General features: G+C 39.0%; 18 protein-coding genes. 15 read left to right on the top strand and 3 right to left on the bottom strand.

The features are described from left to right. Positions 1 to 256 precede the first annotated feature (256 nt). From I6N95_RS13715 to I6N95_RS13660, 12 genes are all read left to right on the top strand, one after another. The gene (locus I6N95_RS13715; protein ID WP_209528921.1) at positions 257 to 1,096 is read left to right on the top strand and encodes a hypothetical protein; all 840 of its coding nucleotides are present in this window, start codon (positions 257 to 259) and stop codon (positions 1,094 to 1,096) included. Positions 1,097 to 1,124: 28 nt separating this feature from the next. Then, a complete protein-coding gene (locus I6N95_RS13710) occupies positions 1,125 to 2,675 on the top strand; it encodes a glucosaminidase domain-containing protein (protein ID WP_209528920.1) in 1,551 nt (516 codons plus the stop codon). Positions 2,676 to 2,693: 18 nt separating this feature from the next. After that, positions 2,694 to 4,199 carry a hypothetical protein gene (locus I6N95_RS13705; RefSeq protein ID WP_209528918.1) on the top strand — a complete coding sequence of 502 codons (1,506 nt, stop codon included), beginning with the start codon at positions 2,694 to 2,696 and terminating at the stop codon, positions 4,197 to 4,199. Positions 4,200 to 4,294: 95 nt separating this feature from the next. Beyond that, positions 4,295 to 4,996: a GntR family transcriptional regulator gene (locus I6N95_RS13700; protein ID WP_209528916.1), complete on the top strand. Its 702-nt coding sequence runs from the start codon at positions 4,295 to 4,297 to the stop codon at positions 4,994 to 4,996. Between the two features lie 114 nt (positions 4,997 to 5,110). Then, positions 5,111 to 6,418, top strand: a complete 1,308-nt coding sequence (locus I6N95_RS13695) for a PTS sugar transporter subunit IIC (RefSeq protein WP_209528914.1) — start codon at positions 5,111 to 5,113, stop codon at positions 6,416 to 6,418. 81 nt (positions 6,419 to 6,499) lie between these two features. Further along, positions 6,500 to 6,775 (top strand): hypothetical protein, encoded by a 276-nt coding sequence (locus tag I6N95_RS13690; RefSeq protein ID WP_209528912.1) that lies wholly within the window; start codon positions 6,500 to 6,502, stop codon positions 6,773 to 6,775. Then, the gene (locus I6N95_RS13685; protein ID WP_209528909.1) at positions 6,772 to 7,854 is read left to right on the top strand and encodes a DUF871 domain-containing protein; all 1,083 of its coding nucleotides are present in this window, start codon (positions 6,772 to 6,774) and stop codon (positions 7,852 to 7,854) included. The genes I6N95_RS13690 and I6N95_RS13685 overlap by 4 nt, the downstream gene beginning before the upstream one ends. 13 nt (positions 7,855 to 7,867) lie before the next feature. Beyond that, the gene (locus I6N95_RS13680) at positions 7,868 to 8,977 is read left to right on the top strand and encodes an amidohydrolase/deacetylase family metallohydrolase (protein WP_209528907.1); all 1,110 of its coding nucleotides are present in this window, start codon (positions 7,868 to 7,870) and stop codon (positions 8,975 to 8,977) included. Beyond that, positions 8,964 to 10,061: a DgaE family pyridoxal phosphate-dependent ammonia lyase gene (locus I6N95_RS13675; protein ID WP_209528905.1), complete on the top strand. Its 1,098-nt coding sequence runs from the start codon at positions 8,964 to 8,966 to the stop codon at positions 10,059 to 10,061. The genes I6N95_RS13680 and I6N95_RS13675 overlap by 14 nt, the downstream gene beginning before the upstream one ends. 22 nt (positions 10,062 to 10,083) lie before the next feature. Continuing rightward, positions 10,084 to 10,824, top strand: coding sequence for a 2-dehydro-3-deoxy-phosphogluconate aldolase (dagF, locus tag I6N95_RS13670; protein WP_209528903.1), 741 nt, complete (start codon positions 10,084 to 10,086; stop codon positions 10,822 to 10,824). Between the two features lie 14 nt (positions 10,825 to 10,838). Next, positions 10,839 to 11,849: a sugar kinase gene (locus I6N95_RS13665; RefSeq protein ID WP_209528901.1), complete on the top strand. Its 1,011-nt coding sequence runs from the start codon at positions 10,839 to 10,841 to the stop codon at positions 11,847 to 11,849. A gap of 246 nt (positions 11,850 to 12,095) precedes the next feature. Continuing rightward, entirely contained in the window at positions 12,096 to 13,529 is a 1,434-nt protein-coding gene (locus tag I6N95_RS13660; RefSeq protein ID WP_209528900.1) for an APC family permease, read from the top strand. An 11-nt stretch (positions 13,530 to 13,540) separates the two neighbouring features. Here the strand turns inward: I6N95_RS13660 and brnQ are convergent, their stop codons facing one another. Further along, positions 13,541 to 14,899 carry a branched-chain amino acid transport system II carrier protein gene (gene brnQ / locus I6N95_RS13655; RefSeq protein ID WP_209528898.1) on the bottom strand — a complete coding sequence of 453 codons (1,359 nt, stop codon included), beginning with the start codon at positions 14,897 to 14,899 and terminating at the stop codon, positions 13,541 to 13,543. Between the two features lie 390 nt (positions 14,900 to 15,289). On the opposite strand from brnQ, the gene I6N95_RS13650 reads away from it, so the two are divergent. From I6N95_RS13650 to I6N95_RS13640, 3 genes are all read left to right on the top strand, one after another. Then, complete coding sequence (locus I6N95_RS13650; protein ID WP_209528896.1) at positions 15,290 to 16,165, top strand: VOC family protein; 876 nt, start codon at positions 15,290 to 15,292, stop codon at positions 16,163 to 16,165. A gap of 168 nt (positions 16,166 to 16,333) precedes the next feature. Next, positions 16,334 to 16,792 (top strand): hypothetical protein, encoded by a 459-nt coding sequence (locus I6N95_RS13645; protein WP_209528894.1) that lies wholly within the window; start codon positions 16,334 to 16,336, stop codon positions 16,790 to 16,792. A 111-nt stretch (positions 16,793 to 16,903) separates the two neighbouring features. Then, positions 16,904 to 17,608, top strand: coding sequence for a DUF5105 domain-containing protein (locus tag I6N95_RS13640; RefSeq protein WP_209528892.1), 705 nt, complete (start codon positions 16,904 to 16,906; stop codon positions 17,606 to 17,608). 38 nt (positions 17,609 to 17,646) lie between these two features. On the opposite strand, the gene I6N95_RS13635 is transcribed toward I6N95_RS13640, so the two are convergent. Further along, entirely contained in the window at positions 17,647 to 19,083 is a 1,437-nt protein-coding gene (locus I6N95_RS13635; protein WP_209528890.1) for a glycoside hydrolase family 1 protein, read from the bottom strand. Between the two features lie 158 nt (positions 19,084 to 19,241). Further along, entirely contained in the window at positions 19,242 to 20,138 is an 897-nt protein-coding gene (locus I6N95_RS13630; RefSeq protein ID WP_209528888.1) for an ROK family protein, read from the bottom strand. Between the last annotated feature and the right edge of the window lie 487 nt (positions 20,139 to 20,625).

Below are 20,625 nucleotides of genomic sequence, written 5' to 3'. Positions count from 1 at the left end.
AGGTAAAAATAGGTTGCATAATTAGATAGGTATGCTATAATTTTAAGTGTGTATTTATAGGTTTTGTGTGAAGATATTTGTTTGTTTTCTTGCCTTTAGTGAAGAACTTCAAGATACTCATCTTTTTCAGAAGTTTTAACTATACACAAGGGAAATAACTTCCGCAAAAATGAAAAAAATGGAGTTATTTAAATAAAACTATTTAGAACAACCAGCAATGTTAATTGTTGCTAACTATTAGAGAGGTGGAGTGACTGTGTTTAGAAAGAGAAAAAAAGCCGACGACTACTATGATGATTATTATTATGATGATGATGATTACTATGATGATTATTATTACGAAGATGATGAGGATGACGATGATGGTTCAGAAAAATCAAGTCCTAAATCATCTGGTTCGTCAAATAACAGCCAATTAGAAAAAGAGTTAGCAGAAAAAAATAAAGAATTAGAAAAAATAAAGATTGAAAAAGAAGAATTGGCATTAAAATTTTCATCAGTCCAAGCCTTACCTAAACACTTCCAACAAGTGGAAGAGGATAATGCAGCCATCCAAGCTGAATTAGAACGGGTTCGTCAAGAAAATAATGAGTTGGTTATTAAGCTTCAACAAACAAATGATGGTGTGGCAAGGGCAGAGGCCAATGCTCGTCAATTCCAAAGAGAAATAAATGTTAAACAAACAGAAATTGATCAGTTAACTGAGAAATTGTTAAATGTTCAGGCTGAGGCGCAACCAAGTCCTGAGTTTGAGCAAGAGAAAGAGTTGTTGAGAGAACAAATCAGTGACCTTCGCAGTGAGTTAACTAAATCTAAAGAGCAACTTTCCTCACAAGAAGAGAGTGGTATTTCCAAAGAAGATATTGCTGAAGTTATGTTAGAAGCAAAATCTAAAGCGCGTCAAATTGTGGACCAAGCTAATTTTGATTCACGTCGTATCGTAAGTGATGCTGAGCGTGATCTACAAAATATTTCACAAGATGCTCGCACATTGTATCAAAAGATCTACTCAACTAAGAGCGATTCGGAAATGATTTTTGAAGAATTATTGAGAAAATTAACCATTCTTTCAGACATCGAAAGTAGTGGTGAATAGGAACTAGAGAAAAGAGGAACTTATAGATATGTCGAACAAAAAAACAAAAGGTGCGTTACTTCGAGAGATAGGGGCAAAAGCAAGTGTAGGGATGTTGGTAGTTTCTGCGTGTACGCCTGCCTTAGAACTATACGCCGAACCAACAACTGAATCGTCATCAAAAGCGGCTGTATCAAGTTCGGAGCTGACAAGTGAATCTAGTACCGTAGAGGTACCGCCGATTGAGAGTTCGACTACTCCTCCAGAGACAAGCGAGAGCAGTTCTCAAACTCCTGAACCTGAGCCGAGTACGAGTTCGTCAACCCAACCGAGTACGAGTTCGTCTAGTACGCCGCCAGTCAGTAGTACGACACCTTCTTCAACAACGCCAAGTACGACTAAACCGAGCACAACACCATCGAGCAGTGCTGCTAATTCTAGTAGCAGTTCGAAACCAGCCACGTCTACAGGTTCTAGTAGCTCTACCGGGACGGGGACCAGTTCATCGTCAGCTAGCGCCATAAAAGATGGTTCGATTACTTACAGTAAGAATCAGAGCACTACAGAGTTTATTGATAAAATTGGTAAAGATGCTAGTCAGGTCGCTGATAAGAACGGTATTTATGCTTCGGTGATGATTGCTCAAGCAATTCTGGAAAGTGCTTCGGGTAATAGTACCTTAGCAAGAGAACCTAATTACAACCTATTTGGGATTAAAGGTAAGTATGAAGGGGCAACGGTTGGTATGCCAACTCTAGAAGATGATGGTAAAGGTAATATGTACACCATCACGGCTGAATTTAGAAAGTACCCTGGTTATAAAGAATCATTGGAAGATTACGCTCGCTTAATTAAAGGCGTGGGATCGTCTAATCCTTTATATAAAGGAACTTGGAAAAGTGAAGCTAAAACTTTTAGGGACGCTACATTGTTCTTAACAGGTCGTTATGCAACGGATACGCTCTATAATCAAAAGTTGAATGGGTTGATCGAGACTTATGATTTACAGCGTTTTGATAATCTTGAAAAAGTAAAAACAAAAGTTAAAGTAACTCGCCATAAGGTAGCGGAAAATGAGACCTTATGGGATATTTCTAAAAAATACGGCGTCACGATAAGTCGTATCAAAGAATTGAATAAGATAACGGATAAGGATGCCAGTTTAGAACCAGCCAGTTTAATCGTGGTTAAGCGTGAAAAGTATGAAGAAAAAGAAGCGACTGATAAGCAGGCAATTGCTACTAAAGTTGCGACGGCTGCTTCAACAACGTCACTTTTAGCACAAACTAAACTTAAAAAAGAATTACAGCTTGAAAAAGAAGCCAAACAGCTCGCTTTATTAAAAGTTAGTCAAATGGGCACAGCTATGTCTAATGCTGTACCATCGGTTTTATTTGAAAGCAAAACCTTTAAAATTGCTGGTAAACAAGTGAAGTCGGATAAAACTCACTACGTAGAGAAAAATGAGTCTATCACCGATATCTCTAAAAAAGTGGGAATTCCAATCAATAAATTAATCGAGTGGAATAATTTACAAGATAGTATTCTAACAGAAGGACAAGTCTTGATTATTGACAGTCCATTGAATAGTCAGATTTAAGACGAGAGGATGAAGTTGGTGAGCAAGAAAATCGAAGTATCCGTCTACCAACATCCAACGTTTGAGGAAGGTAGCATTCTCTTTCAAGAAAACACATTGTTGAAATTGTTAGAGAAATGCGAGAGTCTGTTCTTAAAAACGAATCCTAAAAGTAAATATCCTAGAGAAGAAGTTGAGAAACGCTTTACTCAACTTCTTCAAGCCGTTTCTCTGGAGAAAAGTGTTAGAATTCGGTTGACAGAAGACAATTTGTCTTGGGATGAGCTTTTGGAACAATTGACTCGCTATTACCCGCAAATGGTATGGACACTTGGTAAAAAAATAGCAGAATCAGAGGGAGAGTATTCATTCGAATTTATTCCTTTGGTTATTAATTTGTCAGGCTTTCCCTTTGGGACGACCTTATCTCAATCGCTGATTCAACAAGGTGTGTCTGACAGCGGTGACATTATTGAGGAATGGGAAAATGAGTTATCTGATATAGTGACTGACAGTATAGGGCATGACCAGCAACAAGAGGAGTGGCTGAGCCCTATTTTCGAGAATGAGTTACATTCGGATATTTCTCAGGAAGAGCAAGTGTTTCTTTCAAGGGAAGAGGAACGATTGACAGAACCATTTGAAGAGCCGTTGCCGGTTGAAGAGCCCGCAGCTGTTGAATTGGAGCAAGTGGTAGAAATTTCCAGAATGGCTGAACCAATTTTTGTTGAACCAGAGGTCGAAGAAGATGAGCCTCTTGTCACGATTGAAGAAGTCGCTGAGGATGACCCTTGGTTAACAGATGATGAAGCAAAGTTAAAGGTCGAAAATGACTATTTGAGAGCGGAGCAAGCTCGCTTAAAAGAGTCAAATGAAAGATTGCAAGAAGAAATTAGCGCGTTAAATGAGCGGGCTGTGGCACTTCAAGAGCAATACGAAGTATCTACAAGTACCACTGATTTAAATAAACAAGCCTTGTATTACGAGGAAGCTCTTAGACGTGAGCGAGATTCAAAAGAGCGAATGCGGGTAGCGAAAGATAAATTAGAGCATCTCGTCAGTCGATTGGAGCGACAAGTAACGGAAAATAGTTTAACGGTCATTGAAGGTGAAATTCCGTATGTTGAGCGTAAAGAAGATTGGTATCAGAAGAAACATATCGATGTTTTGGAGTATGATCAATTGTATCAGAAAGCCCGTTATTTAGAGCATACGTGGCAAATTAATCAGCGTTTGATCGTGATTAGTGAGCGGATGACCATCGATGAGAGTGAAATGAAGTATGAACGTGAGCGCGTGAATCGCTTGAAACATTCTACTAAAGACATTGAACTATTTGTCATGATGGATGAGTGTAAAATGATTAATGAGCGTGTGAAAGTCCGCCAAGGCTTTTTATGGATGAAGCCTAGAGTGACGATTATGACAGCTGATTACGAAAATCTTGTGGAAAAAGCTGCTTATTTTGACGTCATCCAGTCTGAGAATCAAATTCTGGAGCGCATTATCGAAGATCATGTGGAATCCACTGAATCATTTGATTAAATAGTTAATTTAGAGAGATTATTTCTCTCTTTTTTTGTATAATAGGAGATGAGATCTGGCATTGTAGCAGAAAATTGATGATACGAGGTTAAAAGATGAAACGTAAAAGTGTACTTTATATTGATATTGCTGAGCAAATCAAAAATGACATTCAAAATAATATTTACCCTGTTGGCACGATGCTGCCGACTGAAAATGATTTTGAAAACTTATTTGAAGTCAGTAAGATTACGATCCGCAAGGCGATCGAAGTTTTGGCATTACAAGGTTATGTGGAAAAGAAAAGTGGCAAAGGAACAACCGTTATTAGTAACCGCTTGTTTAATAAGTTGTCGAAAGGGGATTCTTTTTCTTCAATTTTAGAAAAAAAAGGCTTGTCTTTGGAAAAGCGAATTGTCAAAATTGAGAAACTGACGTTAGACAGTGAGCATAAGTTGTTTGCTTTTTTTGGCAATCGTGCAACAAAAGTGACGAGAATGTATTTAATTAATCAAGTGCCCTATATTATTTTTAATCACTATTTACCTGGTAAAGTCACCAAGGCGATGAAAGACAAAATAGAAAAGGCTTCTATGTATCGCATTTTAGCTGAAAATGATTATTTAGTGGATCATTTTGAGGATCAATTTTCAGTTAGTATTTTGGGTGCCGAGGAAAAGGAGCTTCTAGAAACAGAGACGAGTCATGTAATGAAGCGGGTTAGAACGTCGTATAATGAGGATAATCAGGTGATTGAAGTATCAGTTTCGTTATATAATACAGAGATCCATCCTTATGAAATAGAATTTGAAATTTAAAAAAAGCGAAAAGTAAACTTTTTGCTTTTTTTATTTTACTTTTAAACATTATAATGTTATTATGAATATCAAGATGTTGTGAAAAAGTTACAATATGACATAAGGAGAGAAAATATGAACAAATTGATGAATTTTTTAGAGGAAAAAGTGATGCCAATTGCAAATGTGATTGGGTCACAAAGGCATATGATGGCAATTAGAAAAGGGTTGATTGCCACGATGCCCTTGATTATTGTCGGGTCGTTTTTTACGATATTTCTTAACTTTCCAATACCTTCGATTGCCGCGATGATCGAACCGTATAAACCGTTGTTAGATACGCCTTTTCGTTATACTGTCGGCATTATGTCGTTATACGCCACATATGGAATTGCCACAAATTTGGCAAATAGTTATAGCTTAGATGCTATGTCTAGTGGCTTTTTAGCAGTGTTAGCCTTTCTGATTTCTTCGGTTAAGCCGATCCAAGTGTTGGAAGAAGTGCCTGATGTCATTGGGGCGGGTCGTTATATGAATATCGCTAATTTAAGCGCAGCTGGCTTGTTTGGCGCTATGGTGTCGGCAATTATTGCTGTCGAGATATTTAATTTTATGAAGAAACGAAACATTACGATTAAGATGCCGCCAGGTGTACCACCAGAAGTGTCTAATTCATTTATTGCCTTATTACCAACTGCTGTGGTTATTCTATTCTTCTGGTTCGTTCGTTATGTCTTGAATTTTGACATCAGTTCATTTTTGAGTACCTTGTTAATGCCTGCAAAAGACATCTTGGCTGGCAATAGCTTGTTCGGTGGGTTACTGACGGTCTTCCTGATTACGTTCTTTTGGGTTTTAGGGATTCATGGTCCAGCTATTATGGGGCCAGTTATTCGTCCATTTTGGGATATTTCGATTGCTGAGAATATCGAAGCCTTTGCTGATGGGGCCAATGCTCACAGCATGCCAAATATTTTTACAGAACAATTTTTGCAATGGTACGTTTGGATTGGTGGAGCCGGAATGACTTTGGCTTTAGTCGTATTAATGATGTTTTCTAAATCCGATTCTCTAAGAAGTCTGGGTCGTTTATCATTTTTACCAGGATTGTTTAATATTAATGAGCCGGTTATTTTTGGAGCGCCAATTGTCATGAATCCGATTTTGGGAATTCCGTTTATTGTGGCTCCTCTGGTTACGACAACCTTATCTTATTTCTTAACGATTACGAACATTGTGCCGATGATGGTTAATCGGATGCCTTTCACCATTCCTTCACCAATTGCGGCATGGATGAGTACGGACTTTAGTATTCCAGCTGCTATCTTGGTGGTTGTCAATTTCTTTATTAGTTTGGCTATTTATTATCCATTCTTTAAAGCTTTTGAAAAACAACAAATAGCGATTGAGCTAGAAGCAGCAACGATTTCGAATGCTCAGTAAAAAATTATAATGTTTTAGTGTATAATAGATAATATGGTGGCCTATTGTGATAATTAGGTAAATGTAAATAGGAGGCAAACAATGACATATGGAAGTTTTATTTTGCTAATCGTCATTTTTGGAGGCAGTCTTTATTGGTTGGAGAAGCGACCCTTTCACATAAGAGCTTTGGAAATGCTGGATCAGAAACGCTATCCTTTCGTCATGTTAATTAGTATTTTTTTGATAGCTGTTTTAGCGATAATAGGCATTGTACTTCCGATGGTAAAATTTATTAGTGGGGCTGGCACTATTTTCATTGCCAGTTACTTGGTGTTTCGTTATCGCCAAGCCATAGACAGGAGAATGAAGGGATGAAAAGACGTATTGGTGTTTCAATTTATCCAGATCATAGTGAGTTTGAAGCGGATAAACGCTACTTGGAAAAAGCGGCAAAACTGGGTTTTTCCCGTATTTTTATGAGTATGCTGGAAGTAACTGATGGCAAAGAGGCAGTGAGACAAAAGTTTCAGCGGATTATTAATCTAGCCAAATCATTAGGTTATGAAACGATTTTGGATATTGCTCCGGCTATTTTTGAGGAACTTGAGATTTCTTATGATGACTTAAGTTTTTTCCACGAATTGGGTGCAGATGGCATTCGTCTGGATGTTGGCTTTGACGGCAGTAAAGAGGCCATGTTAACGTTTAATCCTTTTGGGCTAGCAATTGAATTAAATATGAGTAATGATGTGGCTTATTTGGACAATATTTTGACCTATCAAGCTAATAAGCCCTTTTTATATGGCTGTCATAATTTTTATCCTCAAGAAGGAACTGCTTTGCCTTATGATTTTTTTGTAAGATGTAGTGAGCGATTTAAACAACAAGGATTAAAGACGGCTGCATTTGTTAATTCTCAAACAGGGAAAATTGGCCCGTGGAATATTAATGATGGCTTGCCAACTTTGGAAATGCACCGTCATCTGCCAATTGAGATTCAAACCAATCATTTGTTTGCCACAGGGTTAATTGATGATGTGGTGATTGGCAATGCTTATGCTTCGGATGAAGAGCTGGCCGCCATGGCAGGGGTCAATCCTTATCAGCTAGAATTAACAGTTGATTACGTGCCAAAGGTAAATGAGGTTGAAAAAGAGATAGTAGAAACTTGCCAACACTTTCGGCGAGGGGATATTACCAGTCAGGTTATTCGCTCAACTGAAGTTCGCAAACGGTTTGCTAGAGCGGCCAATCCTCCCCACGATAATTTAGTGGCATTCAAACGGGGCGATGTGGTGATTGGTAATGATGATTTCGGTAAATATAAGAATGAGTTGCAAATTGTATTGGCGTCACACACAGATAAACGGAAAAATTTAGTTGGAACAATTACGGAAGACGAGTTAGTGATGTTAGATTTTATCTTGCCTTGGAGTAAATTCCGTCTAAAATAAAAGGAGTGATTAGATGGTTTTTGATTTACTCGTGAAAAATGGCAAATTAATCGATAATTCTCGAATTGAGATCGGAATAGAAAAGGGCAAGATTGTCGCTGTTGCTAGTCAGTTAGCTGGAGAAGCACAGGAAATTTTAGATTTAAAAGGGGAAAGCTATGTTTCGCCTGGCTGGATTGATGGTCACGTTCACTGTTACGAAAAGATGAGTTTGTATTATGATTTTCCAGATGAGATCGGGATCAGTAAAGGCGTGACTACGATTATTGATGCGGGATCGACAGGCCCCAAAAATATTGGTGATTTTTACCAATTGGCTAAGCTAGCTAAAACCAATGTGTTGGCTTTGGTTAATATCTCGGAGTGGGGAATAGTGGCTCAAGATGAACTGGCTGATTTGACAAAAATCAATCAGACCTTAGTTCGCGAGGCACTGGCGTTATATCCCGATTTTATTGTCGGCTTAAAAGCGCGCATGAGCAAAACCGTGGTTGGAAATAATGGCATTATCCCTTTAGAACTGGCGAAAAAGATGCAACGTGAGGATGGGCCTCTGCCTTTGATGGTACATATTGGATCAGCTCCGCCAGAATTATCTGAAATATTAAGTCGCTTGGAAAAAGGGGATATTGTCACTCATTGTTTTAATGGTAAAGAAAATGGCATTTTGGCTAGCGATGACCACATCAAAGAATTTGTTTGGGATGCCTATCGTAAAGGTGTTATTTTTGATATTGGTCACGGGACGGATAGTTTTAATTTTCATGTTGCCGAAGTGGCCTTGGCTGCAAATATGACAGCGGCGACGATCAGCACAGATATCTATCATCGCAATCGAGAGGATGGACCTGTTTATGATTTGGCCACAACGCTAGAAAAATTATTAGAAGTAGGGTATCAGTTACCAGACTTGATTGATAAAGTGACAGCTAAGCCTGCGGAGTTTTTCCATCTAAGTAAAAAGGGCCAACTGGCTCCTGGATTTGATGGTGATTTGACTGTGTTTAGCGTTGAGGAGCAAGACAAAGAGCTGACTGATTCTAATGGGAATCAACGAGTGACTCACACTCAAATCAAACCGCAGCAAACAATTGTAGGAGGAATCGTTTATGACGTTGAGTAGTTACGAAAAATACGATTTAAAAGAAGTGATCAATGCTTCAGGTAAGATGACTGTTTTAGGGGTCTCAAAAGTGTCGGAAAGGGTTCAAGAAGCTCAGCGATTAGCTGGTGAACGTTTTTACGAAATGGGTGATCTAATTGAAAAAACTGGGGCTTATATCGCTGATTTGTTAGAAGTTGAAGACGCGGTGATTGTGTCAAGTGCTTCAGCAGGTATTGCTCAAAGTGTGGCAGGTGTGATTGGTCGTGGCGACTTGTATCATCTCTATCACCCATATGTTGAGCGGGGAGAGAAGCGCGAAATCATCTTACCTAAGGGACATAATGTGGATTATGGAACGGGTGTAGATGTGATGGTGGCTCAAGGTGGTGGCCGACTTGTCGAGGCTGGTTATGCCAATATGTGTTCAGCGGAGCATATCGAGATGATGGTGACGGAGCAAACCGCTGCCATCCTCTACATCAAGAGTCATCATACAGTTCAAAAGAGCATGTTGACCGTAGCCGAAGCCGTGGCCGTGGCTCGTAAGCATCAATTACCGTTGATTGTGGATGCGGCGGCCGAGGAAGATTTGAAAAGCTACAGTCAATTGGGCGCTGATCTGGTCATCTACAGTGGTGCCAAAGCTATTGAAGGACCTAGTTCAGGGTTAGTTGTAGGGAAAAAGGACTATATTGATTGGGTTCGGTTGCAAAGTAAAGGTTTAGGCCGATCGATGAAAATAGGCAAAGAAAATATTTTAGGCTTTACTCAAGCGATTGAAGATTATCTTGCATTTGGTTCAGAAACAGGCGAAGCGATGAGGCATCGCTTGGCGCCCTTTTTAAAAGCTTTAAATGAGTTACCTAACATTGATGCCAAAGAAGTTCAAGATGGGGCTGGTAGAGATATTTATCGAGCTGAGGTAATGGTTTCAGGGGAGCTGTCTGCTAAAGAAGTTATTCGTCAATTGAAAGCGACGAGTCCAGCGGTTTATACTCGCGAATATCGTGCCAATAATGGCATTATAGAATTTGATATTCGTTCTGTTAATGAAAAAGAAATGACACAAATTGTGACGCGATTAGGCGAAATTTTAGTCTAACCTATGAAAGAAGGAAGCAATTATGAAAAAAACACCCAATTATGTTAAGGATCGTATTAGTTTAAATGTTTTAGCCAACTCTGTGGAAAATGCTGCTGCTTGTTATCAAGCAGCAGAAGGTCATGTGATTTTAGGGGTGTTATCAAAAAATTACCCTACGGATGAAGCGGCCATTGCCGATATGAAATTGTATCAGGAAGCAACTGACAATGCTTTGTCAGTTGGTTTAGGGGCTGGAGATCCCAATCAAAGCAATATGGTCACCCGTCTTGCCGGTGTTTTACAGCCGCAACATGTCAATCAGGTTTTTACGGGAGTCGGACCTTCGCGGGCACTGCTTGGTCAAAGTGAAACAATTGTGAATGGCTTAGTTTCTCCAACGGGTAAAGTTGGTTATGTTAATATTGCAACGGGACCTTTAAGCAGCCAAACGCCAGCGGCCGAAGTGCCAATCGAAACGGCTATTGCGATGTTGAAGGACATGGGCGGTAGTTCAATCAAATACTTTCCAATGAAAGGGTTGGCTCATAAAGAAGAATATAAGGCGGTAGCGGAAGCATGTGCTAAGTATGATTTTTATTTGGAGCCTACTGGTGGTATCGATTTGGAAAATTTTGAAGAGATTGTCCAAATTGCTGTTGATGCAGGTGTCAAAAAAATTATTCCACATGTTTACAGCTCGATTATTGATTCAACAACAGGAGATACACGACCAGAGGATGTTGTCACCTTATATGCTACAGTCAAAAAAATCTTAGGTTAAAAGGATCGATCAGGATGACAAAAAAAAGAGTTTTAGCGTTTGGTGAAGTGATGTTGCGTATCGCCATGGATAATTATCAACTATTGGAACAAACCAAGGATGCGCGACTTAATTTCACTGGCACTGGCTTGAATGTTCTCAGTGGTGTTAGTCATTTTGGCCATAAAACAAGCTTGTTAACACAGTTGCCGGACAATCGGCTTGGGGAAGCGGCAAAGGCGGAGATGCGTAAATTAGGCATTGCAGATGATTTAGTAAAACAAGCGGGTCATCACATGGGCATTTATATTTTAGAACAAGGGTTTGGTAATCGACCAGCTGAAGTGACGTATCTGGATCGGATTCACAGTTCCTTCGGAATAAGCCGATGGTCGGACTTGGAAATTGAGGATGGATTAGAAAATCATGATCTGGTTCATATTTGCGGGATTTCGCTTATCTTAACTGAAGAAACAAGGGAAGCGGCGTTTCGGATAGCAGAACAGGCAAAGACATCTGGTAAGTTAGTTTGCTTTGATTTTAATTACCGCCCAAGTTTAAACACGGAACATGACAATCAGTGGCTTCGAGAGCAGTATCAGCGAATATTACCTTTTACCGATATTGTGATTGGCTCTAAACGTGATTTGATTGAGTTGTTGAGACTAGATCAAGAAGTTGGCTCAGATAATTTTGAAGAGCTATGTCATTTTTTTACTAAGACTTATCAGATCGATTACTTTGTAGGAACGGAACGGAGCCGACAAGATAATCAACGATATATCAGAGGGTTGGTTTATTCTCATGAACAGCTCGTCTATTCGGCTGAATATCCGGTTTATATTTTTGATCGTGTGGGAACAGGGGATGCCTTTGCAGCTGGCATTATTGTGGCTGTTCTGGAGGGGTGGCCGATTGCTAAGATGGTTGAGTTTGCCACGGCCAGTAGTGTATTAGCTCACACGACTTTAGGAGATAGTCCAATGGTTACCCGTAAACAAGTAGAGCTTTTTATTGAAAATCAAACCATCGATATTATGCGTTGAACGGAAAAGAGAGGTCAGAAATTGACGTCTCTTTTTTATTTTGTGGAAATTGACATTATTTATCAGTTAACAATGATAGTTATGATACATTTATATTAGAACTCAAGGCTAATTGAATGAGACATTAATTAAAAAGACATTTCAACAGTTGACCATCCTTTGCAAATAGGAGTATTCTTTGGAAGAGTATGAGTTTTAATTAAAAAGTTATCTTTTCATTTTTTGGATAACTAGAAGGAGAGAAAGATGAACGAAAAGCAATTGCGTTGGTACAACATCGCCTTAATGGCCTTTGTCTCAGTTTGGGGGCTAGGTAATGTTGTTAATAACTACGCTCAACAAGGATTAACGGTTGTGGTCTCATGGATTCTAATCATGATTCTTTATTTTGTTCCTTATGCGTTGAGTGTGGGACAGTTAGGTTCGACTTTTAAAGAGTCGAATGGTGGTGTCGCTTCATGGATCAAAGAGACGTCTACGAAGAAGTTGGCATTTTTTGCGGCTTGGACTTATTGGGTGGTCCATGTGCCTTATTTGGCACAAAAGCCACAAGGGATATTAGTCGCTCTAAGCTGGTTATTTAAAGGAAATGGGTCTTTTGTGACAACTGTAGGTGCCTTCAAAATTTCGATGATTTGTTTAGCTATTTTTTTACTATTCTTATGGATTGCATCGAAAGGCTTAACCACGCTTAAAATGATCGGAAATATGGCTGGAACTGCGATGTTTGTCATGTCGATCCTCTTTATTATTCTGGCGGTTTCGGCGCCAGCTATGACAGGCGCTCAGGTAGCGACACCCAATATGACGTCGGTTGCCACATATATTCCCAAATTTAATTTTGGTTACTTGACGACTATTTCTATGTTGGTTTTTGCTGTAGGAGGTTGTGAAAAGATCTCGCCCTATGTAAATAATACTAAAAATCCTTCGAAAGAATTTCCTAAAGGTATGATTTTTCTTGCTGGAATGGTTGCTTTGTGCGCCTTATTAGGTTCGATCGCCATGGGGATGCTCTTTGATGCCAATAATATTCCCGATGATTTGATGGTAAATGGGGCTTATGAAGCCTTCCAGAGATTGGGGAATTTTTATGGTGTCGGAAATGTTTTCATGATTTTATATGCGATTGCGAATGCTTTGGCACAAATCTCAGCCTTAGCATTTTCAATTGATGCCCCACTTAAAATTTTATTAGCTGATGCTGATCCGGAATTTGTTCCGAATTCTTTAGCGAAGTTAAATAAAAAAGGAACGCCGATTAATGGGTATATTATGACAGGAGTATTGGTAAGTATCTTAATTATTGTGCCATCTTTAGGGATTGGCAATATGAGTGAATTATATCGCTGGTTGCTTAACTTGAATTCAGTTGTGATGCCATTGCGTTATCTTTGGGTCTTTTTAGCCTATATGTTGATTAATAAGTATTCAAAACGGTTTGTTTCAGACTATAAATTCATCAAGAACCCTAAAATTGGGTTTGTTGTCGGGGCCTGGTGTTTCTTTTTCACAGCTTTTGCTTGTATTTTAGGGATGGTGCCTAAATTAGAGTATGCAGCTGATCCTAAAGCGTGGATTTTCCAATTGTTTTTAAACATTATGACGCCGATTATCTTTGTTGCTCTAGGGTTGATTTTACCACTGATTGCGAGAAGGGTTAACCCAAAACTAGACTAAAAAAACTGACCTCACTTGAGGTCAGTTTTTTGTCTAGTTGACTGTAAACTTATTCCCCAGCCAATAGCCAAAGCAATCAGAGCTGGAAGAATCCAGCCCATATTAACAGCGGAAAAAGGCAAGACCGCATCAAAGAAATTTATGATCTGATGAATACCAGGTAAGGCTTTAAAGGAAGCTGAGCCAGCTTTTAGGCCTTCCACAATGCTAATAATGAATGTCACCCCAATGGTTATTTGATAAACAATCGGTCGGTGGTTAAAAAGAGGAGACAAAAAAGCTAATAGTACTAAAACAATTGCCAGTGGATATAAAAACATCAAAACAGGAATCGATAATTTAATTATGGAGGTTAAGCCAACATTGGCAATGGCGCATCCTGCAATGCTAAAAAGATGAACGTAATGTCGATATGAAATCTGAGGAAATAACTCCACAAACGTTTCGCTACAAGCTGTAATAAGACCAATTGCAGTTTTTAAACAGGCTAAGGTGACAATGATTGCTAATAAGAGACTACCGAAAGAGCCGAAGTAATGATGGGAAATTTGATTTAATGCTATTCCGCCATTTTCAGATAAAGGGAAACGGCTAACGCTTGTAGCCCCCATATAGGCCAAGCTGCCATAGATGACAGCCATTAAAATCAAGGTGACGAAACCTGATTTAAGCGTGTCTTTGGCAATTTCACTCGGCTTTGTGACACCTAAGGATTTAATGCTGTTCACAACGATAATGCCAAAAGCTAGCGAAGCGAGAACGTCCATCGTGTTGTACCCTTCTATGAATCCCGTGAAAAATGAATTTGTTTGGTAAGTTTCTTGGGAAATCTGTTCAGCGATGGTTCCCATCGGTTGCGTAAATGCTTTGAAAATTAGCAAGGCGAGAAAAATTAAGAATAAAGGGTTTAATATTTTGCCTACCCAAATCATGATTTTTGCTGGTCGTAGTGAAAAGAGCCAAGCTAAGACAAAAAAAGCAAGAGAAAAGATTAACAGAGCTAAAAATTGGTGATTTTCAGGAATATAAGGCGCAAGACCAACTTCGTAAGAAACGGTAGCAGTCCTAGGCAATGCGAAAAAAGGTCCGATGGTTAAGTACAGTGCCATCGTGAAAAATAAACCGAAAGCTGGATGGACGCGACTAGCTAAATCATAGAGTCCATTACTTTGGGAGAATCCAATTGCTAAGACGCCTAAAAAAGGCAAACCGACTCCTGTTAAAATGAAACCGAGCGTTGCAACAGGGGTCTGATTTCCAGCAAGTTGCCCCATATGAACTGGAAAAATCAGATTCCCAGCCCCAAAGAATAAGCCGAAAAGCATGGAACCGATTGTTAAATAGGCAGAAAAGGGTAATTTTTTTGACATATAAATCTCCTTAATAAATAGCATGACGCACCCGTCATGCCAGTGAATAATTACTTATTGAGCATACTATGTTTTCTTAACCTTTTCAAGTTTATTCTGATGAAGATCAGTCAGTGAGAATGAAGACGTTATCTTAAAGAATATTTAGCTGGTCACTAATCATTCAGAATGTTGTTTGAGACAAATTTGGTTCGTTTCCTTAATAAAGAGACGAGAAGTTCCGATAAAGAGAATGACATACTAAGACAAGTTTTTTTTTTATGCAAAAATGCATCGAAAAATAACAAACTAAGGGGGCTTACATCAAAAAAGTATCCTTTTTCTAAAAAAAATGGTAGGATAATTATAGATAATATAAAGTCATAGTTTTGAGTAAGGAGAAGTGAAACGATGAGTTATAAACTCAATGAAGAAACAAAGTTGGCTCTGGTTGCCTTGAAGGTAAAGGATATTGACAAAGAAGTGGACTTTTTTAAGTCGATCTTGGGGCTAGATGTTATGCGTGAAGAAAATGGGATGGCCTTTTTAGGCGTTAAAGAAGCCAAAAGGACGTTCATTTGTTTATTGGAAAAAGAAGATGGTATGCCAAGTGAAACTAGTCACAATGGGTTGTACCATTTCGGGATTTTGTTACCTGAAAGGCGCGACTTAAGTGCATTATATCAACATTTGTTAAAAATGGACTACCCGATTGTTGGCATGAGTGATTTAGGCCATAGCGAGGTTATTTATTTGAAAGACCCAGAATTTAACGGTATTAAGATATCTTGGGATAAGCCAAAAGAGGAATGGGATTATCACACGGAAGGTACGATGGATAGTGTTTTAGGTAGATTGGACACTCAAAGTTTATTGACTGAAGCAACGGAGTCGTTTAGCAAATTACCTCTTGAAGCAGGACTGGGGCATGTGCATTTAAATGTAGCTGATTTAGAGGCAAGTCAACAGTTTTATACTGATGTGTTAGGATTTAAGTTGACTAGCGCGGCTTTTCCGAGTTTACGATACTTAGCAGCAGGGGACTATCATCATCACATTGCTATCAATACGTTTAATCAAATTAATGTTGAAGATCAAGATGATGAAAATTTTGGATTGGACTATTTGTCTTTCAAGCTCGCGACGGAAACGGAATTAGTGGCTTTACAGGAGCACTTGATTCAGTTGAATCAGCATTTCTTTTATAATAAAGGCAAGCAAATTCTAGAAATTGATGATCCTAATGGTATCCATGTTTGGTTTCATGTGAAAGACGTAAAGAAGTAAAGGTTAGTTGAAATAAGCGAGTTTAGATGTCTAAATTCGTTTATTTTTTTGTGGGAAATTAAGACCGCCAATTTTAACAAAACATGTTATAATATAAAAAGTTATGTTTAACGTTCATTTTTAAAGAGGTTTAAGCAGACGAATAAATGACAGAGGAGAGGAAGTCAGTTGCAAAAAATACAGAAAAAGCAATTGTACATTAATGGTAATTTGGCACCGCTTCTTGAGTTGGAGTTGGCTGCTTTTGGGGAGTCAAATAAGCGTAAACACCGCCGAAAGAAGAAAAAGGTGGCGTGTATTGAAGTAAAAGAAAAATGTTCAACTGAAGAACTAAGAGGGATCTTGGAGACCATTGATGGCAATCGGGATATTTTACGAACCAGTGACGGACGACGAGTACGAACGAAAGCTCTGACCGTTAAGCGCTCGTTGAAAGAACGGATGGTTCAGGAAAGCGAATTAGCTCAAAGGAGTAAAAAAATAAAAAGAGAGATGTTTCAGACGCTGGTCAGTCAAACAGAACCTGTTGAGATGGACGTGTCGCGTATAACGAAACTTGTCTTACCTATTGAAAGAGCATTGTCGATGCTAGAAGTTCTCGGGGCGATTCAAGCCGATGAGGAATAAATGATAAATTTAAGTCCTTTTTTTGTTTGTAAAAGTATGTTACCTTTGAAGAAGTGGTCTATTTAAGTGCGTAATGAAAATAAGTATGGGATAGTGTGGGAGTGAAGCTGGATGAAAAAAAAGGTGATATGGGCGTTTTTAATGGTCACCGCCATTGTTTTTTTAGGGGCTTGCAACAAAAAAGAGGCAGCCAAGGTATCTGCTGAAGCTTTTATGAATGCCGAGTTCTATTTGAAAGACTTCGATCAGTATGAAAAAAGTTTTGGCAAGAAAATTGTTGAAAGTGATGATACTGCGATGACTGAGCAGCTGGCTGTGCAGTTAGCTGAGTTAGGACTTGAAGAGGATGAGTCAAAAAAAGCGGCAGACGCTATGTTTACAGTTTTGCAAGAAAGAACTAGTTATCAGGTAAAGGTTGTCAAAGAAACTCAAGATGAGGCGACGATCGAATTAACCATCAAAGGGCTAGCAACAGATAAGTTTGAGGCAGAGTTACAGCGCTTATCGATTGAAAAAATTATCGAACTGGTCACGAGTGCAGGCATTGAAAATGTCAAAACAGAGGAAGATTTGCGTAATCTTACATCTAAAGCTGATCTCGATAAGGCCAAACAAGTCGTTGATGAGTTTCATGAGGACCCTAAAAACATTAACGAAATCATGGTTCAAGCTATTGCAGACATGGAGATGGCCAGTGAGCCGAAGGTTGTCACCTTAGTTTTGGAAACAAATAAAGAACGAAAAAAATATTGGGAAGTCAACGATGAACAAAGGGTCATTAATGAAATTACCCATATTCTCGTTATGCCCTATTAAAAAATCCCCTGCTTGAAATGACAAGCAGGGGATTTTGTTTAGATATCACTTAAATTGGTACCATTTGTGGCAATTACTTGTTTATACCAGTCAAATGATTTTTTCTTATAACGATTCATGGTGCCATGACCTTCGTCATCTAAATCGACATAGATGAACCCGTAACGTTTAGACATTTCCCCTGTTGAGGCGCTGACAAGATCAATACAACCCCAAGGAGTATAGGCAAATAGATCAACGCCATCAATGGTGACCGCTTTTTCCATTTCTGCGATGTGCTGACGTAAGTAATCAATCCGATAGCTATCATCAATATTAAAATCAGCATCTGGGGTATCAATTGCGCCTAAACCATTTTCAGAGATGTAAAGAGGAACACCGTAACGTGCATACAAATTGCATAAAGCTAAACGTAAGCCCACGGGATCAATTTCCCAGCCCCATTCACTTGCTTTAAGGAAAGGATTTTTAACCCCACCAAAGAAATTCCCTTGGCTAGTATCTCCCTGATGTTCTGGATTAACAGATACGGTGGCTGACATGTAATAACTAAATGACAAGTAGTCAACTGTATAGGCTTTTAGTAAGTCTAATTCACCTTCAGCAATATCAAGTTTGATCCCTTGTTGTTTGAAAAATTGTAGGGCGTAAGTTGGGTATTCGCCACGGACTTGGACGTCATTACAGAAATAGTTAAACATCCGACTCTTTTCTTCCATAGCCATAATATTCTTTGGATCAGAATCATAAGCGTACATGGTAGCATAGATACTCATACAACCTACTTGTAGTTCAGGGTTAAGTTCATGGGCAATTTTAGTAGCTAAGGAACTGGCAACAAACTGATTGTGTAATGCTTGAAAATTATCTTGTGGAGTAGCGCCTCTCATTGCTGTTGAAAAGAATGAGCCAAAAACGCCTGTATTGATTTCATTGAAAGTCATCCAATATTTGACCTTTGTGTGGAAACGTTCTAGAATTGTCTGCGCATATTTTTCAAATAGACCAATAAGCTTGCGGTTTTTCCAGCCACCATATTCTTTGACTAAGTTTAAGGGTGTTTCATAATGCGACATGGTAATGGTTGGTTCGATATGATGACGCAATAACTCGTCAATTACATTTTCATAATAAGCTAAGCCTGCTTCATTTGGTTCAGCATCGTTACCATTTGGAAAAATACGAGCCCAAGAGATTGACATTCTAAAGGTTTTAAAGCCCATTTCAGCAAACATGGCAATGTCTTCTTTGTACAAATGATAGAAATCAATGCCATCGTGGTTAGGGTAGATATACTTGCTGTGATCAATTTCGAGTGGGAACTCACCAGATGCTAAAAGCTTCATTCGTTGTTTACCACCAGGAGAAATATCAGCAATTGTTAATCCTTTGCCGTCAATATTGTAAGCTCCTTCTAGTTGATTGGCCGCTGTTGCGCCACCCCATAAAAATCCTTCTTTGAATCCATTACTCATTTACCTTCACTCCTTATTGTTTTATCTGTATATTGATTGAGTAAAATTATTTCACTCATTACTTCCTTATTATAACGACTATTGAATGAGGAAGACATAGCTGAGGATTTTTTTGAAAATAACCTGTTTTTTTGTTGGGAGTCAGTCATCAGCTCAGCTTAATGCTCTTCTTTGTCAAGGAAGTTTTTTAGAGCGCCAATTAAATTGGCGTTGTTACCTAATGTGGATTGTTTGACGTTAGGTCTGACGAGTGGTAGAGGAAAATTAGCGATAAGCCTGTCGATGTGACGGTCAATGGCTTCAAACAATAGTGTTTGTCTGCTGATCCCTCCGCCAATCGTGATGATTTCTGGGTCGAGAATGGTCTGTAAGTTCATGATTTGAACGACCAATTTGTTACTATAGCTCTCTAATAATGCGACTGCGTCTGTTTCTTGAAGAGCAACGTTGGCAAAAAATTGTTTCCCATCCATTTGATCGTTGTTAAGGCCTTTGAGATCTGCGTAAGTATTACTTAAAGCGATAGAACTGCCTTCCATGGCAAATAAATGTTGAAAATCGTCGGAGTCGCTATTGGTGCGCATGTAAGAAAATTCGCCAGCTGTTAAATGGTGACCTCGGACTAATTGGTTATTAACAATGATTCCACCAGCAATGCCAGTACCAATGACCAAGGCGATACCGTTCTCAACCCCTACTAAGTTTCCGACCCAATGTTCTCCTAAAGCGGCGCACTTGCCGTCATTTTCGATTTGAACGGGTACTTTGCAGGCCTTTTGAATGAGTGAACGAACATTTAGATCCTGAATGAATGTCAATGCTCCACCGTGAATCGCATGACCAGTTGCAGCGTCGATTAAACCAGGCATGCTGATAGCCATGCCGGCTGTTGTTACGTTGCTGTAGGTAGTTTGAATATCGCTCAGACTCTTGATAAAATCTGGCAGATTTTGTGGCGTAGGGAGCTTGCCTGTTTCTTTGATGGTGCCATTTTCGTCCAGAAGAGCGTGTTTGATGGCAGAACCGCCAATGTCAATTCCGATGTAGTGTGTCATGTGTGAAGATCTCCTTTTCTTTATGAGTTAGCTGTTGGAAAATTGAGGAAGCGTAACAGGAGGTTGCTGTATACATCCTGTTAAATAATCAGACGTATAGTTCCATTGGATGATTCGCATAATCATTCGCCAAGCGTGGCACTTTCAGCTTTTTTCTAGCTGAACGTTTAACGGTAAAGAAGGATTATTTAATAGGAGCTATCTAGTAACAAAAACGAGCGAGACCTTTTTGAAATAACTGTGAAAGCAAGTTGTCGTTTCTAAGCTGTACTACTTAGTTAGCATCATTAGGCTAGAAAAATTCTTACCTTAATTATAGACCATTATCAGGGAATATATCCATCATAACGGTTAACTATCATCATTGTCACGCCTTATAAGTGTTTAGAATACTATTTCTTGTGTGAAACAAAGTGTTTCATGGTGAGAGGTTATGGTGAGGAAACGCAATAAGTTAAAGCAATCCTTTTTAATTTGAGGAAACTGT

Source organism: Vagococcus allomyrinae (assembly GCF_017829975.1).
Classification (GTDB): Bacteria; Bacillota; Bacilli; order Lactobacillales; family Vagococcaceae; genus Vagococcus_D; species Vagococcus_D allomyrinae.
This window is presented reverse-complemented; position numbering and strand designations above follow the sequence as displayed.

Excerpts from the sequence above, each read along its gene's own strand:
- dagF (WP_209528903.1), top strand. The coding sequence starts at position 10,084 with ATGAAAAAAACACCCAATTATGTTAAGGATCGTATTAGTTTAAATGTT.
- I6N95_RS13630 (WP_209528888.1), bottom strand. The coding sequence starts at position 20,138 with ATGACACACTACATCGGAATTGACATTGGCGGTTCTGCCATCAAACAC.
- I6N95_RS13685 (WP_209528909.1), top strand. The coding sequence starts at position 6,772 with ATGAAAAGACGTATTGGTGTTTCAATTTATCCAGATCATAGTGAGTTT.
- I6N95_RS13700 (WP_209528916.1), top strand. The coding sequence starts at position 4,295 with ATGAAACGTAAAAGTGTACTTTATATTGATATTGCTGAGCAAATCAAA.
- I6N95_RS13695 (WP_209528914.1), top strand. The coding sequence starts at position 5,111 with ATGAACAAATTGATGAATTTTTTAGAGGAAAAAGTGATGCCAATTGCA.
- I6N95_RS13660 (WP_209528900.1), top strand. The coding sequence starts at position 12,096 with ATGAACGAAAAGCAATTGCGTTGGTACAACATCGCCTTAATGGCCTTT.
- I6N95_RS13710 (WP_209528920.1), top strand. The coding sequence starts at position 1,125 with ATGTCGAACAAAAAAACAAAAGGTGCGTTACTTCGAGAGATAGGGGCA.
- I6N95_RS13650 (WP_209528896.1), top strand. The coding sequence starts at position 15,290 with ATGAGTTATAAACTCAATGAAGAAACAAAGTTGGCTCTGGTTGCCTTG.
- I6N95_RS13690 (WP_209528912.1), top strand. The coding sequence starts at position 6,500 with ATGACATATGGAAGTTTTATTTTGCTAATCGTCATTTTTGGAGGCAGT.
- I6N95_RS13635 (WP_209528890.1), bottom strand. The coding sequence starts at position 19,083 with ATGAGTAATGGATTCAAAGAAGGATTTTTATGGGGTGGCGCAACAGCG.
- I6N95_RS13665 (WP_209528901.1), top strand. The coding sequence starts at position 10,839 with ATGACAAAAAAAAGAGTTTTAGCGTTTGGTGAAGTGATGTTGCGTATC.
- I6N95_RS13640 (WP_209528892.1), top strand. The coding sequence starts at position 16,904 with ATGAAAAAAAAGGTGATATGGGCGTTTTTAATGGTCACCGCCATTGTT.
- I6N95_RS13680 (WP_209528907.1), top strand. The coding sequence starts at position 7,868 with ATGGTTTTTGATTTACTCGTGAAAAATGGCAAATTAATCGATAATTCT.
- I6N95_RS13675 (WP_209528905.1), top strand. The coding sequence starts at position 8,964 with ATGACGTTGAGTAGTTACGAAAAATACGATTTAAAAGAAGTGATCAAT.
- brnQ (WP_209528898.1), bottom strand. The coding sequence starts at position 14,899 with ATGTCAAAAAAATTACCCTTTTCTGCCTATTTAACAATCGGTTCCATG.